The sequence below is a fragment of the Nostoc sp. UHCC 0870 genome, assembly GCF_022063185.1.
Lineage (GTDB): Bacteria > Cyanobacteriota > Cyanobacteriia > Cyanobacteriales > Nostocaceae > Trichormus.
Genome location: NZ_CP091913.1, coordinates 2,310,773 through 2,326,588 on the forward strand (window position 1 = coordinate 2,310,773; position 15,816 = coordinate 2,326,588).

The following is a 15,816-nucleotide window of genomic DNA, read 5'->3' on the forward strand; positions in this document are numbered from 1 at the left end:
AAATAAGACTTTGAGATATTTGCTGTTGATAATTAGGCAAAAATATCTAGTTATATGCGATAATTTTAACCTGATGATATAGCTGATATTTCTAATGGTAATATTAGCCCTCGAATCCGTAACCTTACTAGCCCACAAATCGTCAAAATTACTTGCTTATATTTGCGGGTATTTAACCTAAATCTCTCTTGGACAACTCGAAAGATTTTGACTGACCGTATTCGATGTTCAACAAAGATTCGTTTAGATGAAAATATTTTGTTCTGTTCTTTCTGTTCAGTTGTTAGTTCTTGATTTCTTGGTTTCTTAATTGGAGTTGTAATTAAATCTTCTCCAAGATATGCCTTATCTCCTTTAAATCTTTGTTTGGCATCAAACTCTGAACGATATTCTCGGAACAAAGTTATATCGCTTTTTGGACCAGGTTCACCTGCCACAACATCAACGATATCACTAGCATCAGGTAAAATAATCATTTGAGTTTTAAATGTATGATTACTCTTCTTACCTGAAAAATATTTCTTTTGTTCATCATTGTCTCTAGGTCTTTCTCTGACTTGTTCATAGCTATCTACTATTAATTCATATTCTGTGAGCATTTCTTTTACTACTTCATAGTCAGAAGCGTTTTTTTTTTACTTGTTCAAGCAAACTTGATGGCAGTAATTCTCGCAAGTTAGGCAACCAATAGTTAAACGTATCGTTGGCTGTAGACTCACTTACTTCAAACTGAATACCTAGAAGTTGAAAGGTTGTCAGATGTCGGAGATACACTAAAGTTAAAATGATTTGTTCAGAAATAGATAATTTTGGTTTCCGACCTCCTCCACCAGCAATAATTCTCACTTTCTTAGATTCCAGTAAAGCTTTTTTTTCATGATATAATCTTTCCCCATTTATGATTAATTGTTGTAACTGTTCATATTCCAGACCTATTAACCTTTGGGTTTGTTTAGGATTCTCTTCAATGTAATTCAGTATATTGCTCATGCTTCTGTGTCAAAATAACGCTTTAATGTTCTTTTATCACAGAATAATACTATTTTGGAGATGTCTATTGAAACAGATTTGCGATCGCCTTCACGCTGTTTATCTTTGAAAGTCAACCCAGACCCTGATGCTACCCTAGAACCCCTGCGTTATTACGGCAGCCTGAGCGAATGTATTCGTTTAGTCCCTGAAGTTGAGAATCTATACATTATTCCCAGTCCTGGCCCTGTGCGCCAATCTGCGGCTGTTTTAGAATCAAGCGAAATGCGGCGACTCATGGAAGATGTCAGAGAACGTTATGATCTAGTAATTCTAGATACAAATCCTCTCAGCCTATCTAATGATCCTCTATTAATTCAACCCTACAGTGATGGCATAGTATTGGTAGCAAGACCAAACTATACCCAAGAAAATATGTTAGGTGAGGCTATTGATCAATTATTAGAAGCTGAACTGGGACTGGTAGGAGTGATTATCAACGGTGCTGATATCAGTATTGCCTTACCTCCATCAGATGAATCTTCATCTGGGGAAGAAGTAGGAATCACAGATGAAGCAACAGAAATTTCTGTAGGTGCTAATCACAATTATTAAACAGATATCCCATTTGTAGGGTTGCTTAGGGCTACAGTGCTTAACGCACCATCAACCCTCAAATCTTGGATGATTCTCCCCGCTTGGGGTGAGTGGCGTTTGACGTAAGGAAACCCAATATGGATCATGGTTTTAGGTTAATCTACCAGTAGGCTTACGCCCCGCAGGAAAGGCTGCACCTAATCCATGAATAATCTTCATCTCATCTCTGAGTATAAAAATTTTGATGGTAAACTCGGTTTTTACTCTCATTACTCCTCAGTCTGTAATAGCGAAATGCGTTTTGCTGTCTATCAGCCACCACAAGTTAACCAAAAACAAGTACCAGTTCTCTATTTTCTCTCTGGTTTGACTTGCACTGAAGAAAATTTCATAGTTAAAGCTGGGGCGCAACGCTATGCGGCTGAGTACGGTTTGATGTTGGTTGCACCGGATACTAGCCCCCGTAATACTGGTATTAGGGGTGAGGATGACGACTGGGATTTTGGTACAGGTGCGGGTTTTTATGTGGATGCGACTGAAGCACCTTGGAAATCTCACTATCAAATGTATAGTTATGTCGTGGAAGAATTACCGGGTGTAATTGCTGCTAATTTTCCCGTGCAAGCCGAGAATCAGGGGATTTTCGGTCATTCAATGGGTGGACATGGGGCGTTAGTATGTGCTATGCGAAATCCCAATTTATATAAATCTGTATCAGCCTTTGCACCGATTGTTGCACCTATGGGTTGTCCTTGGGGACAGAAAGCTTTTAATGGTTATCTAGGTAGCAATCAAGCCAGTTGGCGTGCTTATGATGCTAGTGAATTGGTGCAGCAAGTTGGTTATCATAGTTCAATTTTGATTGATCAAGGTACTGCTGATCAATTTCTCACGGGGCAATTACTCACGGAAGTATTTGCACAGGCTTGTAAAAGTGTTAACCAGCCTCTAAACTTACGGTATCAAGTAGGCTATGACCACAGTTATTATTTCATTGCTAGTTTTGTAGAGGATCATATTCGCCATCATGCGATCGCTTTTGGTTTAATTCCAAATTAAGGAAAAGAGCAAATCATGAGTCTGGTTTGGCAAGCTGATTTTTATCGTAGTCCTCACAAAGATACCGCAGGACATACTTTATGGGAGTTGTTGATTTGTGATGCAACTCGCAGTTTTGAGTATACAGCTACTTGTTCCCAGTCAGAAGCTAACGCAAGTTGGTTAACTGCCCAAATTGAGCAAGCGGCTGGTGAAAAATTACCAGATGTTATCCAGGTGTTTCGTCCTCAGTCTTTGAGTTTACTTGAAGTAGCTGGGCGGAATTTAGGGATCAACATCAAGCCTCACCGCCAAACCTTGGCTTTGAAACAATGGTTGCAAGAGAAGCAATATCCCCTAGCTATAGATAAGCCACCCCCTTTACCATTACCGGAAAACCTCTGGGGGGAAGAGTGGCGGTTTGCGACAATTCCGGCGGGTGATATTGTCGATTTGTTTAGCGATCGCCCCATGCCGATTTTGTCTGTGCCAGAATCTCTACAACCGATTAATTTGGGTTTAGCATCAACAGTGGCTATTCCTGGTGTGGTAATTTTTGGTGGCAGGCGATCGCTTCGTCTAGCACAATGGATACAATCAGCCCATCCTGTATCACTCAACTATATTGCCGGTGCGCCAGATGGTTTAGTTTTAGAAGCTGGTTTAGTAGATAGATGGATTTTGGTTACTTTTGATGATCCAGAAGTAGCGGCGGCGGCGAAAGTTTATGAACAGCGCAAACAGCACAGCCGAGGACTGCATTTTTTAATAGTACAACCTGATGATTCTGGAATGACCTACAGTGGTTTTTGGTTGTTACAAGCAGAAGTTTCTATCTCTAGTCAGGATTAGTTTAAGTTGCAATCTGCGGCTACTTATTCAATCGGTTTCAAAAGTAATGATTGGCGTTTCAATCCCTTATAGGGAGTTAGTGAAATTGCAATTGTCTTAAAGCGTAATCTTCCCTGTTATCTTCATGTGTTTCAATCCCTAATAGGGAGTTAGTGAAATTGCAATGCAAGCGGATCTCCGGTAAAAGTTGGATTCAAGTGTCTATCTGTTTCAATCCCTAATAGGGAGTTAGTGAAATTGCAATTATCCTTTTATATTACTACTGTGCTTTGAACCAAGTTAAGTTTCAATCCCTAATAGGGAGTTAGTGAAATTGCAATGTCCAATGGTTCAGCGATTTTTCTAGATAAGCTAGTTTCAATCCCTAATAGGGAGTTAGTGAAATTGCAATCTTTTATTCATATTTAGTTGTAGATGAGAAAGGTGTTTCAATCCCTAATAGGGAGTTAGTGAAATTGCAATAAAAAGCCATCTATGCGCTCATTCTCAATCTCTCTTGCTGTTTCAATCCCTAATAGGGAGTTAGTGAAATTGCAATAAATTACATGAGGCAAAACAAAGAGGATACCCAAATGTTTCAATCCCTAATAGGGAGTTAGTGAAATTGCAATTTGATACCCAATCAATTAATAACTCAGACACTTCTACTCGTTTCAATCCCTAATAGGGAGTTAGTGAAATTGCAATATAGCAAAGCTATCCACAACGATACAATATCGGCGTTTCAATCCCTAATAGGGAGTTAGTGAAATTGCAATAATTGCTTAAACTGTCCGATTGCTGAATCTGATAAAGTTTCAATCCCTAATAGGGAGTTAGTGAAATTGCAATTGTAGAGGATAAAGGTCTTGCAAACAAATGCAAGTTTCAATCCCTAATAGGGAGTTAGTGAAATTGCAATCACCCCTAGTGATTGCGTTATTCAATAGTCTAAGTTTTGTAGTTTCAATCCCTAATAGGGAGTTAGTGAAATTGCAATTTGTTAATCCAAGCTTTACGGAATGATTTCGCATCTGTTTCAATCCCTAATAGGGAGTTAGTGAAATTGCAATAACTAGGGGTATTTTTTTTAGAAATAATAATCTACTGTTTCAATCCCTAATAGGGAGTTAGTGAAATTGCAATTCAAAAATGCTTCTTTTCATTCAGTGATCCACTTTAGTTTCAATCCCTAATAGGGAGTTAGTGAAATTGCAATCCTAAATAAGCCTTCCCAACACTAGGACAATATGTTTCAATCCCTAATAGGGAGTTAGTGAAATTGCAATAATGATAGCAATAGAATTGTTCATTGCAGACTCGTTTCAATCCCTAATAGGGAGTTAGTGAAATTGCAATTAATGGGTTTGAGCAGCGATCGCTTGTTTGTTTTCCAGTTTCAATCCCTAATAGGGAGTTAGTGAAATTGCAATTTCACCTTCACGAGATCCGGTGTAACCATCGTCCGTGTTTCAATCCCTAATAGGGAGTTAGTGAAATTGCAATTCATGTTTGCTCATGGTTTTAATCAAATCAATAGCCACGTTTCAATCCCTAATAGGGAGTTAGTGAAATTGCAATTTTTAAAATTCACTTAACTCCAACCAAAATGGAAATCAGGTTTCAATCCCTAATAGGGAGTTAGTGAAATTGCAATTCTGTTGGTTTGGAATCTCCCTTTTGGAAGTCTGTTTCAATCCCTAATAGGGAGTTAGTGAAATTGCAATTCCCTTTCCTCTTGCTGTCCTGGGAGAAATGGCAGGTTTCAATCCCTAATAGGGAGTTAGTGAAATTGCAATTCCAGCCGGGAAAATGAAGCGGTCGATAGTTCCCGTTTCAATCCCTAATAGGGAGTTAGTGAAATTGCAATTTGGAGGCAGAAATAAACTAGCAACATTAGTTGATAGGTTTCAATCCCTAATAGGGAGTTAGTGAAATTGCAATGTTAATAGTTCTTCTTGACCATCCCCTATCAACTTGTTTCAATCCCTAATAGGGAGTTAGTGAAATTGCAATTCGATAAGTGTTGTCGTCCCATTGGAAAGGGTGCGTTTCAATCCCTAATAGGGAGTTAGTGAAATTGCAATCTCTGCTAACCGATTCAGAAAAAAATCAATATCAGTTTCAATCCCTAATAGGGAGTTAGTGAAATTGCAATAGCGACGACCTGAAACACTCTCTGTATTTAGTTTTCAAGGTTCGGTTGCGCGAATTTGGTAATTGTAGCATAGAAAATTGTGATTGAGTAGTATGCAAATGTCTAAAACCCTTACTGCATAAAGTGCGCGGCTATTTTTGCCAAGAAATTTTTCAAAAGTATTACACAGATGGACTTTCAGCCTTAGTTGCGAAAACCTGATTTGGAACACCTACCCATTCGCGCATTCAGACCAGAAAATTCCCCAGTCCCCATTCCCAAGTTCCTAGCCCTTGGCTTCTACCCGTGCTTGCGTCACCATTGCGATCAAAGTATGATGAGCATCTTCTGAATCTGCTAAAACATGATCAAACTGGATGCGAATAGGGAGACTTTCGCCATTGGTTTGTGCGGTTAAGTCCATACCTTGAGCATCAATTGCTAGCATTTGCGCTGCGGTTGCTTGGGATGCTCCGCCAAAAAATTTTGCGTAAAGCAGCACAGCGTTAGCATGATCCTCGTTCATGTGGTTGCAGATGCGCGAACTAATCTCAGGAGAAAACTGATCTGACATAGTGAAATAAAGAACTAGAAATCAAACAACTGAATAAATTCTAAGATAAGGTAAGGCAAATTTGTACAGATAGAGTGCAGAGTGAGTAGTAAACACCCCGCTACCGCGAAGAGAACTCAGCACTATTTTCCAGACAAGCAAGCTAATTTGCAAAATAAAAAATACAATAAATTATATTTGTCAACTAGTTATTATCTTTATTTGCGGAAATATGACCGCTTAAACTGTAAGCAAAGTATTCAGCTAATTTATGGCAGCGAAGATCCGATGAGCGAAACTAGTCAACGTCGAATAGTTATTGGGGATGTGCATGGCTACTATGAAGGATTAATGAGATTATTAGAAGCGATCGCTCCTGCTTCGGATGACCAAGTATATTTTTTGGGAGATTTAATTGATCGTGGCCCCCAGAGTTCACAGGTAGTGGATTTAGTTAGGCAAAACAATTACCAATGTCTACTAGGCAACCACGAGCAGATGTTAGTAAATATTCTGACTAGTGAAAATGTCCCTCTAGCCTTAATGCAAGCATGGTTACATAGTGGTGGACAAGCAACTATAGCCAGCTACCCAGATACGACTATTTCGCCAGAACACTTAGATTGGTTCAAGAGTTTACCTACCTATATTGACTTAGGGGATATATGGCTAACTCATGCTGGAGTTGACCCTAAAAAGTTGCTTAAGGAACAAACCGCCGAGCAGCTTTGCTGGATCAGAGGAGAATTTCACAGCATAGAACAGCCATACTTTACTGATAAGCTGATTGTTATTGGTCATACCATTACCTTTACTTTCCCTGGTGTAAACCCTGGACAATTAGCTCAAGGCAGGGGATGGTTAGATATAGATACTGGAGCTTACCACCCTCGTAGCGGGTGGTTGACTGGATTTGATATAAATAATAATTTAATTTATCAAGCTAACGTTTTTAATAACGATCTGCGTATTCTACCCCTATCAGAAGTAGTAGTTGAGGTTGAGCCATCTAAAATAATCGCCCGCCGCAGTCAGCAGCGAGCGTGAAAGTTTAACAGCTACAAAACTGAACGGATATTAGCACGATAAGCCGCAGCGTCCAATCCGTCACGTCCATTACTAGGTTGACGATTGATGGCGGTTTGCAAGGCATTAATGCGATCGCTAGTTGCTGGGTGCGTGCTTAAAACTGTCGGCACAGAACCGCTATTTTTCAGCAATTTTCTCATAAAACTTACCATACCCGATGGAGCATAGCCAGCACGTGTTAAGGCTCTTAACCCACGCCTGTCAGCATCAAATTCATCTTGGCGACTGCGGGGACGGTTGAGTGCTAGTTCTACACCAATTCCCACGGCGTTATTGCGATCTAAACCCGCAGCTGTAGCCACACCACTAGCTAGTGCTTTTTGCTGCATTTGTTTGACTAAATGTTTACCACCAATATGACCCCATTCATGAGCCATCACACTGGCGAGTTCCGCTTCATTGTCTGCGGCTTTCATTAAACCTGTGTTGACATAAATAAAACCCCCCGTAGTTGCAAAGGCATTGATAGCATTATCTTCGACCACCTGGAATGTTGCGGGAAGATTTGGGCGATCGCTATTTGCTACTATGCGCCTACCAATTTGTTCTACATAGCGATTAATTTCAGGATTACGGTTAAGTTTAATTTCCCTGCGTAATTCCTGATTCATTTGTGCGCCTAGCTCTACTTCCTGGCGATCGGATATATTTGAGAGCTGAAGTATTTGCGCTCCCCGGAATAACAGTGGTAATAAATCTATAGCCCTTCCAGGTAAAGGTGTACTTAGGCACAGACTCACAGCGACTGCTACCGAAATTAACGGATAAAACCAGCGTCGCCGCCATAGATGATAATTTGCTACCAAGCCTTTCCTGTTATTCATAATTCAGTTAGAAGATATTTTCGGGACACATCTAGTATTTAGGACGTATAGATGCCTTTCTAAGTTGCATTCGTGACTCAGGGATTGATACTGGGGGAGAAGTTATTCAATTTTGAATTGATATGCCCAATTCCCCTTGTAATCAAACTTGTTGCTAAAATCAATTACTTGAATCTGAGGAAGGAAAAATTTCTTATGGCTATTTTAGATTCCAAAGGTCGCTTGTTCGGCAAAATCAATATACTCGACTTATTTGCTGGTTTAGTTATTCTGTTAGTAATATTTGGGATTTTCGTCTTTCCGGGTACTAGTGGTTCTGTAGCTCAAATTGGGGCTAAAAAAACGCCTATAGAGGTAGATTTAGTCGTGCGTGGCTTGAATGTGCGCGATCCTCAGCAGTTATCTGAGCAAGGTTTTAAAACAGGCGGTAAAACTAAAGTCATTATTCGCAATCAGCCTTACGGTGAGATTGGGATTAAATCTGTGAAAGTGCTACCTAGAACTTTAACAGTTGGTCAACCAGATGGTTCGGTCAAGGAATTACCAGACCCCAGAACAAATAATTTTAGTACAGATATGCTCTTGACTTTAGAAGATCAAGCAGAAGTTACTAAAGATGGCCCCGTTTTAGGTAACAGCAAGGTGAAAATTGGTATGCCTTTCGAGTTAGAAGGCTTTAATTACAACTTTAATGCCTCTGTTATCGATGTGCGATTAAAGAAGTAAGCTAACCCCAGCCCTTTAGGGCGGGGCTTTTCAGCAGCCCTGAACTATCCGTACTGAGACTACAGCACAGATAACCCGAACCTCCAGGCAGTCTTACAGACTGCCCCAATAAAGAAATCATTTTTTTGACACACATTCCTATTCAATTCGCGTCAAATTAAATAATTTAGGTTACAAGCTCAGAAGGGTAAAGAAAGTTCAGCCTCAAAAAAAAATCCCACAAACTGATGCAATCTTTGAGCAATTAGACATAGTAAATAAAGATGCTTCGGAAGATAAGAGTGTTTTACGTCTAAGTATGGACGGAAAAGCCCGCGTTAAAATGATTATCATTCTTGAGAGAACCCGTCTCTTGTTTTTCTTGGAATAATTTATTCTTTGGAAGTCCCTTGCATTTTTCGGTCTAGTTCCGCAATTAAGCTTAACCCCGCATAGGATGATAATGTATAGCTAGATACTTAAACAAAAGTAAAATTCTCTGCACTCAAGCTAGCTGCACCAATTCCCTGCAATATCGCTAAATCGGAACCATTCAAAGCAATCAAGGAGTTTTCTTCCTGCTGAGTAATGCTCAAATTACCAAAGCCAATACCTAAACCAGCAATACCAAGGACATCTTCACCTAAAGTAAAGTCAGTTATGATATTCGCGGAGTCGGGAATTTCAGCAGTAGCAATCCAGAATTGGTCTGCACCTGCTCCACCAGTAATGATATTATCACCACCAGAGAGTGCAAAGAATTTGTCGTCACCTGCACCACCGATAAGGCGATCGCCACTTCCGAGAATGAAAGTATCGTCACCTCTACCACCGTAAATCCGGTTACTACCCGAACTACTGATAGAAGCGTCGATAACATCACTTTCATCACCACCGAAAATCAACCCACCGCTACCGCTAACTTCAATAACGTCTTCTCCAATAGTGCCAAAAATAGGTTCTGATGTTGGTTCTATTAATGAATCCACAATGGTAAAAGTACCGCTATTAGCATTGGAATCTACCTCATACCCTTCCCCTGCTTCAACAGTAAAAGTCGCGGTTTCTTCTCCTTCAATTTCCCCATCATTTAAAACAGGTAAACTTATTTGAGCATTTTGCTCGGTGATGGTAAAATTAAACTCACTGTAATTACTAGTATTACCAACTGTAGGAATCACACCTTGTGTAAATGCAGGTATGATATCAACTACTAATTCTTCATTAGACCGACCATTAGCTAAATCCACATAGGTAAAATCATCTTCTGATGAATACCACATATTCGCATTAAAGCCGAGAGTTCCTCCCCTATGACCTACAACTACTCCTAAGTCGGGAGTTTCAAAACTCATCATTCCTAAACCATAAGAAAATCCTCTACCAGTATCTACCAAGGTAAACATTTGAGCTAGACTTTCTTTTGAAAGTAACTCTCCTGCGTATAAAGCTCGTGCAAATTGGGTTAAATCTTGTGTATTAGAAACTATTGCACCGCTAGTCCACGTCCAAGAAGGATTAGCAATAGAAACATCATCTAAAATACCATCAAAATTAAAATCTAAATAACCCTTAACATAACCTCCTGGAATTTCTTCTTCTTCTGCAAAGAAGGTATTTTCTAGTTGCAAAGGTTCAAAAATTTGCGATCGCATTTCGGCAGCTATATTGTTACCAGTAGCAGCTTCAATAACCATTCCTGCCAAAATATAGTTAGTATTGGAATATTGCCAGGATTCTCCTGGTGCAAAGAATTGTTCTACATTATTAATTAAATTGATTATCTCTTCGGGTTGCCAATTTCGTAAAAAGATATTGGGGTTAGTTACTGCCTGCTGTAGTAAGATACCATTGTATTCGGCAATACCACTGCTATGATTGAGTAATTGTCTAATAGTAATCTTATCGGAGTCAGGAATATTGGCTGTTACTTCTTGGGATAACCAATCAGTGAGAGTATCTTCAAGAGTCAGTTTTCCTGCTTCTACTAACTTCAGGATGGTAGTTGCAGTAAAAGTTTTGGTAACACTACCAATTTGAAAGCGATCATCAGACTCCAATGGTGTATTATCCTCTATAGTGGCGACCCCCGCAGCTTCAGACCAGTTTCCTAAAGGAGAGGTAATAGCTATAGTTGCTCCTGGTACTTGTGGTGTAACTTTCTCGGATAAAGCGGTTTCTAATAGCGATCGCGTTTCGTTATTAAGATTAATTTCACCGCCTTGTGTTTGAATTAAACTGAGATTAAATTCCGATAAGTTAGGAGTACTAACAGTTACAGTTGTTCCTAATGTTGGCGGTGGTTCGCTCAGGTTAAAGTTAAGTAAAGAAACTGTTTCTTGGGATTCAATCAATAATTTGGGTTCGGTACTAAAAGTAACTATTGGTTTGATTTGGGAATTTTCATCTGCTATATCCACAATGGTAAGGCTACTGGATTGAACAAACTTCAACACAGCCAGAGTTTCATCGCCTATTTGAATCAAGGTATCCATACCACTTTGAGTCAAAGTTAACTGGTCGAAACTTAGACCACCACTTAAACCAACCTTTTGTCCCAAGCTGACTTGGAAGTTGTTGATAGTGTCAACACCAGCACCTTGAGCGACAACGACGGTATCTTGACCACCATTCAAGAAAATGAGGTCATTACCAAGACCACCGTTAATCAGGTTTTGACCAGAACCACTGTAGATGATGTCATCACCAGCACCACCTAGTAAGGTGTTATTGCCAGCACCAGCATAGAGGATATCGTTACCGTCACCTCCATCTAGTAGGTTGTCACCAGCACCACCAGTTAAGTAGTCATTACCAGCACCACCCAATAAGGTGTCATTACCATCACCACCAAACAGTGCGTCGTTACCGTCGCCACCATCTAAGTAGTCATCGCCAGCACCACCAAATAGGTAGTCATTACCCAGACCACCAAAGATTCGGTCGTTACCAGCATTAGCAAAGAGGCTATCATTGCCGGTTGTACCAACTAGGATGTTGTCACCAGTATCTCCAACAGGATTAGTTGGCACATCGCTGATAGTCAATGTAACACCACTAGCATCGGGGTTGACTTCATACAATTCTCCATCCACCAAATTGAAGGTGATGTTTTCAATCCCTTCATTGGGACCATCATCAAACACCTGTAAGCTCAAGGAAGCTGTGGGTTCAGTCAAGGTGACAAAGAACCCGCCACCAGTACCATCACGTTCTGGGAAACCAGCAATTCCTTCCCAAGTGACAGCAGGTGTACCATCTTCATTAAAGATGACAAATTCACCCAATGCGCCTCTAGTGGGGCTAAGGACATACAAGGTTAAACCATCCGCAGGGATTTCTCCATCTACACTGAAGTTAACTGTTAGGGTATCACCTTCATACAGTAAGGTCTGCTCAGTGGAGATGCTCACGACTGGGCCGATACCTCCAGGAACACCATCTACGTAGGTGACTTCTGCTGTAGCTGCTGCTGAGTCTACTGTGTAGGCTTCACTGGCTAGCAGTTGATAGGTGTAGGTGGTGTCTGCTTCCTCTACGATGTCATCGAAGACGGGAATGGTAACAGTAGCGTTAGCTTGAGTTAAGCGGAACTCATAAGCTTGGGTGTCACGGTTGAAGCGTAAGTATTCTACACCCTCTGATTCCACTACTTGCCGGAATTGCAATCCTTGTTCGACTGCTGAGGTACGGAAGTCTCCACCAACGCTGACTACTAAACCTTCTTCTGGAATAATGCCTTGAGCGTTAAATATCAGCAATAAGCCTGGACCATCTGGTTCACTTACTACTGGACTGGCTGTGAATCCTACTACTGGTAGTGTTGGCATAATTGCTGGTGGGTTAACTGTGATATTAACTGTCGCTGGATCTGAATTTACCTTGCTGTCGTTAGCTAAATAGGTAAAGCTATCTGTACCAATAAATCCTGTATTGGGTGTGTAAGCAAATGAACCATCAGCATTGAAACTGAGAGTACCGTTGCTGCGTGCTTGCACTACTGCTGCTGTCAGTGGGTCGACTGAGCATCTGTGTTATTACTTAATACACCATTAAACTGTGCCAGATGCTATGCTTCTGGCAGGCAATGGATTTCATGTACATAGCTAGATGAATAAAGTAGGTGATTCATTATTGTGGTTTATTCTCGATAATTAGAATCACACTCTAAACAATAGCACAACCGTAATTAATCGGATATATAAATTATAAAGTTTCTGTAAAGTCTATTTAACTCAATATATTTTCGTAGAGGTAAATAGTTTGTGCAAATTTTGCACGAATGGGGGACTGGGGATTTCTCACGCATAGTGTAGGTTTCAGGGGAAGAGGAGTGTGGGGAGTGTGGGGGGGTAAGACTTCTTCCCCATCCTCCCACACCTCCCACATCCCTTGGATTACTCCCTACTTCCATCCGTGAGAGGTTATTGTCCATTGCCATTTTTGTTGCTGTGCATTCCATTTTACAGCAACAATTTCTGTAGGAGGGTTGAGGCGATCGCCTGTTTGTTCAAATTGAATCAGTCCTGTAACTCCCCTTACCTTTTTTTGCTGATGTTTGAAATATTGATTCATGTGTACCATCAAAGATTGGCTATCTTCACTGTGGTATTCTTCTATTACTTTCAAAATAATTAATACTGAATCAAAAGCTGTTGCACTGCGCCAATTTAAATTCTCCTCACCCCATAATTGAGTGCCTAGTTTACAAAAATATTGAGCAATTATATTTGCACTATTGCACCCATTTTCTTGGCTGTGCCAATGCCAAGGAATACAAGCTAGAATTTGTAGCTTATCTTGATTAATGTTTTGGTACTGGCTTTGCTCATGAATCCAATGTAAAACATTATCTTGGTAAAAAGTTGCTGTTCCAGCTATCAAGCAGTTATTGAGATTTAATCTACTAATTAGCCCAGCATTATTGAGAGAATTGGCTTCAATACCACCATCAGGGATGATAATGATCATATCAACACCTGCGCGTTTAATATTTTCTATATATGTTTGGACTTGATAATAAGACTCACTAATGTAACTACATTCTTCTAAAAAAAGGAATTTTTCTTGATATGGTTCTAGATGTTTTTTAATACTATTTCTATAAGACTGACTATAACTACTATTTTTGTTATAAATAATGGCAATTTTTGATTTAGCTTTACCAGCATTTTTTTGTATCAAATAATTAGCTAATTTTTGAGCATTAATTTGGTCTGGAGTCGTTAATCTAAAAAAAGACACAACAGATAAATCTGAGAGTTCATTAGATGTACTACTAGAATTGACTAATACTAAACCCTTATGGGTATAAAAATGTAAGGCATTCTTAGTCATTTCACTTGAATAATGACCAACAATAGCCATCAAGTTTAATTCCTGCGCTAATTTGGCTAATTTTTCGGCTGTCTGATTATAGGGAGCATATAAATTATTGGGGTCATTAACAATTAAAATTTGTAATACAATTTGACTAGATATGAGGCTAGAAAATACATGAGGTTGGATATCATCTAAATCTATCTCTTTATCTAAGGCAATATTTTTAAAACTAGGCCAATTAACTTGTAATTGTATTTGGGAAATTCCTCGTAACATTTCGGCGGCTATTTTACCTTGATTATGATAAAATGGCACAACTATAGCTAAACTATAAATTTTAATATTCTTTTCCTTAAGAATCTTTTTTCTATATTCAATTAGAGAATTATTGATATAAATTAAAACTTCTGGATTGCCACTCGCATAGAGTTCTATTTCTTTATTCCATGCCATTAAAAAATATTGTAATGCTTGGTAGTAAAGCCCCAATTGATAAAATTTTGTTGCTTCCGTTTGAAATTTAACAATTTCTTGATTAGGAGGATAAAGGAAAGATTGTCTGCCAAAACTGCCTTGAAAATTATCACTGTTAAGTTGAGGCGTAGGGTGCAATTTATAAACTTGATTTGGCTCAAGCAAAAAATTTAAAATCTTCACCCAGTTACCCGCAATTTCTTCTTGATCAACCCCCATCAACTCGGCTATCTTCGGATAAATATTATTAGTCAATCTATCTCTAATTTTTTGATCAGATAAATTGACCATATTGCCTATTTGTTGCCGAGAGTAACCTAATAAAGAATAACAAATAATTATTGTTTCTAGTTCATTAAGATTCTTTCTATTTGTTAGACTATTTAAATTTTGTAATAATAGTTCAATATTAATATCTAGTTTTTCTCTAACATTCCGTAGATTTTCAAACATATGCAGATATCATGATATTTTTTCAAATCATAGTCTGATTCTCAGGAAAACTTCAGCTATGGATGTGGAAATAATTCCGACAAATGTGGTGAAAACTTGCAGATAAATGCTTAACCTGTCATGTTGAGCGAAGCGAAACATCTCAAAGTTCTACATTTCATTGAGAATGACACATCTCATTTTCGGACGGGAGCAATGCGATTTTGTGTAGCCACACTTTTCTAGATTGAGGAGAATTTGGGGAAGATAATGTAACAACAGATGAAGTAATGTACTTCACCAAGGAATCATAGTCTAATATTTTACGGTAGGCTTTACTGAAATATAGCATTTCCTAATCACATGAGGTATATCATAGCCCCCTCCTTGCTTGCGGGGAGGGGGTTGGGGGTGGGGTTCTTGTACCTCACTATAGTGATAACCGCTATATCATAACGAAATTAATACCAACCTGATGGTGTAAACTACTACAAAGTTTGATTTACATCAGTTTTCGCTAAGACTATAAATTTTACTTAGTTCTGGAGATTTTTAAAAGGGTTGAGCAAAAGTATGATTTCTCAAAATTATAATGCAATAGATTTTGTCAACGAACTGATCAGAAAAATCAGAATCAAAGAAAAACAGCTAGAAATTGCCAAGGAATCTCAGATGCACTATGTAGCTGAAGCAATAGAGACTCAACTATTAGATTTAAGAAACCAATTATCACAGTCGCCAACAGAAGAGCCTGAATTTCACGCATTGATGAGTTTATTAGAAGATTTTTAGTCACAAACTTTTTGTCATGTCGGAAATAATGCCTCTGGGTGCAATGTAAAAGA

Annotated in this window: 11 protein-coding genes, 2 pseudogenes and 1 CRISPR repeat array; of the genes and pseudogenes, 7 read left to right on the plus strand and 6 right to left on the minus strand. The window is 39.1% G+C overall.

From position 1 onward, the window contains the following. Positions 1 to 65: 65 nt before the first annotated feature. Complete coding sequence (locus L6494_RS10045) at positions 66 to 599, minus strand: HARBI1 family protein (RefSeq protein WP_237989127.1); 534 nt, start codon at positions 597 to 599, stop codon at positions 66 to 68. A 19-nt stretch (positions 600 to 618) separates the two neighbouring features. Beyond that, positions 619 to 990, minus strand: a complete 372-nt coding sequence (locus L6494_RS10050) for a helix-turn-helix domain-containing protein (RefSeq protein ID WP_237989128.1) — start codon at positions 988 to 990, stop codon at positions 619 to 621. A 66-nt stretch (positions 991 to 1,056) separates the two neighbouring features. On the opposite strand from L6494_RS10050, the pseudogene L6494_RS10055 reads away from it, so the two are divergent. From L6494_RS10055 to L6494_RS10065, 3 genes and pseudogenes are all read left to right on the plus strand, one after another. Further along, positions 1,057 to 1,584: pseudogene (locus tag L6494_RS10055) on the plus strand (tyrosine-protein kinase family protein); the annotation flags it as partial. A 186-nt stretch (positions 1,585 to 1,770) separates the two neighbouring features. Then, complete coding sequence (gene fghA, locus L6494_RS10060) at positions 1,771 to 2,625, plus strand: S-formylglutathione hydrolase (RefSeq protein ID WP_237994362.1); 855 nt, start codon at positions 1,771 to 1,773, stop codon at positions 2,623 to 2,625. 15 nt (positions 2,626 to 2,640) lie between these two features. Then, positions 2,641 to 3,456, plus strand: a complete 816-nt coding sequence (locus L6494_RS10065) for a Tab2/Atab2 family RNA-binding protein (RefSeq protein WP_442946990.1) — start codon at positions 2,641 to 2,643, stop codon at positions 3,454 to 3,456. 55 nt (positions 3,457 to 3,511) lie between these two features. Then, positions 3,512 to 5,593: direct repeats of the CRISPR family, unit length 37 nt; unit sequence GTTTCAATCCCTAATAGGGAGTTAGTGAAATTGCAAT. 265 nt (positions 5,594 to 5,858) lie between these two features. Here the strand turns inward: L6494_RS10065 and L6494_RS10070 are convergent. After that, complete coding sequence (locus L6494_RS10070; protein WP_237994364.1) at positions 5,859 to 6,146, minus strand: DUF2470 domain-containing protein; 288 nt, start codon at positions 6,144 to 6,146, stop codon at positions 5,859 to 5,861. Between the two features lie 267 nt (positions 6,147 to 6,413). On the opposite strand from L6494_RS10070, the gene L6494_RS10075 reads away from it, so the two are divergent. Continuing rightward, positions 6,414 to 7,172 carry a metallophosphoesterase family protein gene (locus L6494_RS10075; protein WP_237994366.1) on the plus strand — a complete coding sequence of 253 codons (759 nt, stop codon included), beginning with the start codon at positions 6,414 to 6,416 and terminating at the stop codon, positions 7,170 to 7,172. A gap of 11 nt (positions 7,173 to 7,183) precedes the next feature. Here the strand turns inward: L6494_RS10075 and L6494_RS10080 are convergent, their stop codons facing one another. Further along, positions 7,184 to 8,038 carry a M48 family metallopeptidase gene (locus L6494_RS10080; RefSeq protein ID WP_237994368.1) on the minus strand — a complete coding sequence of 285 codons (855 nt, stop codon included), beginning with the start codon at positions 8,036 to 8,038 and terminating at the stop codon, positions 7,184 to 7,186. A 195-nt stretch (positions 8,039 to 8,233) separates the two neighbouring features. On the opposite strand from L6494_RS10080, the gene L6494_RS10085 reads away from it, so the two are divergent. Together L6494_RS10085 and L6494_RS10090 are read left to right on the plus strand one after the other, a co-directional pair. Further along, positions 8,234 to 8,764, plus strand: a complete 531-nt coding sequence (locus tag L6494_RS10085; protein ID WP_237994370.1) for a DUF4330 domain-containing protein — start codon at positions 8,234 to 8,236, stop codon at positions 8,762 to 8,764. A gap of 142 nt (positions 8,765 to 8,906) precedes the next feature. Further along, positions 8,907 to 9,089 (plus strand): annotated as a pseudogene (locus tag L6494_RS10090) (ISAzo13-like element transposase-related protein); the annotation flags it as partial. Between the two features lie 133 nt (positions 9,090 to 9,222). On the opposite strand, the gene L6494_RS10095 reads toward L6494_RS10090, so the two are convergent. Together L6494_RS10095 and L6494_RS10100 are read right to left on the minus strand one after the other, a co-directional pair. Further along, positions 9,223 to 12,741, minus strand: a complete 3,519-nt coding sequence (locus L6494_RS10095; protein WP_237994372.1) for a serine hydrolase — start codon at positions 12,739 to 12,741, stop codon at positions 9,223 to 9,225. Between the two features lie 406 nt (positions 12,742 to 13,147). Then, positions 13,148 to 14,992 (minus strand): ABC transporter substrate-binding protein, encoded by a 1,845-nt coding sequence (locus L6494_RS10100; protein ID WP_237994374.1) that lies wholly within the window; start codon positions 14,990 to 14,992, stop codon positions 13,148 to 13,150. A 552-nt stretch (positions 14,993 to 15,544) separates the two neighbouring features. Here L6494_RS10100 and L6494_RS10105 point away from each other — a divergent pair. Next, positions 15,545 to 15,763, plus strand: coding sequence for a hypothetical protein (locus L6494_RS10105; RefSeq protein ID WP_237994377.1), 219 nt, complete (start codon positions 15,545 to 15,547; stop codon positions 15,761 to 15,763). Positions 15,764 to 15,816 lie beyond the last annotated feature (53 nt).

Excerpts from the sequence above, each read along its gene's own strand:
- L6494_RS10045 (WP_237989127.1), bottom strand. The coding sequence starts at position 599 with ATGCTCACAGAATATGAATTAATAGTAGATAGCTATGAACAAGTCAGA.
- L6494_RS10050 (WP_237989128.1), bottom strand. The coding sequence starts at position 990 with ATGAGCAATATACTGAATTACATTGAAGAGAATCCTAAACAAACCCAA.
- fghA (WP_237994362.1), top strand. The coding sequence starts at position 1,771 with ATGAATAATCTTCATCTCATCTCTGAGTATAAAAATTTTGATGGTAAA.
- L6494_RS10065 (WP_442946990.1), top strand. The coding sequence starts at position 2,641 with ATGAGTCTGGTTTGGCAAGCTGATTTTTATCGTAGTCCTCACAAAGAT.
- L6494_RS10070 (WP_237994364.1), bottom strand. The coding sequence starts at position 6,146 with ATGTCAGATCAGTTTTCTCCTGAGATTAGTTCGCGCATCTGCAACCAC.
- L6494_RS10075 (WP_237994366.1), top strand. The coding sequence starts at position 6,414 with ATGAGCGAAACTAGTCAACGTCGAATAGTTATTGGGGATGTGCATGGC.
- L6494_RS10080 (WP_237994368.1), bottom strand. The coding sequence starts at position 8,038 with ATGAATAACAGGAAAGGCTTGGTAGCAAATTATCATCTATGGCGGCGA.
- L6494_RS10085 (WP_237994370.1), top strand. The coding sequence starts at position 8,234 with ATGGCTATTTTAGATTCCAAAGGTCGCTTGTTCGGCAAAATCAATATA.
- L6494_RS10100 (WP_237994374.1), bottom strand. The coding sequence starts at position 14,992 with ATGTTTGAAAATCTACGGAATGTTAGAGAAAAACTAGATATTAATATT.
- L6494_RS10105 (WP_237994377.1), top strand. The coding sequence starts at position 15,545 with ATGATTTCTCAAAATTATAATGCAATAGATTTTGTCAACGAACTGATC.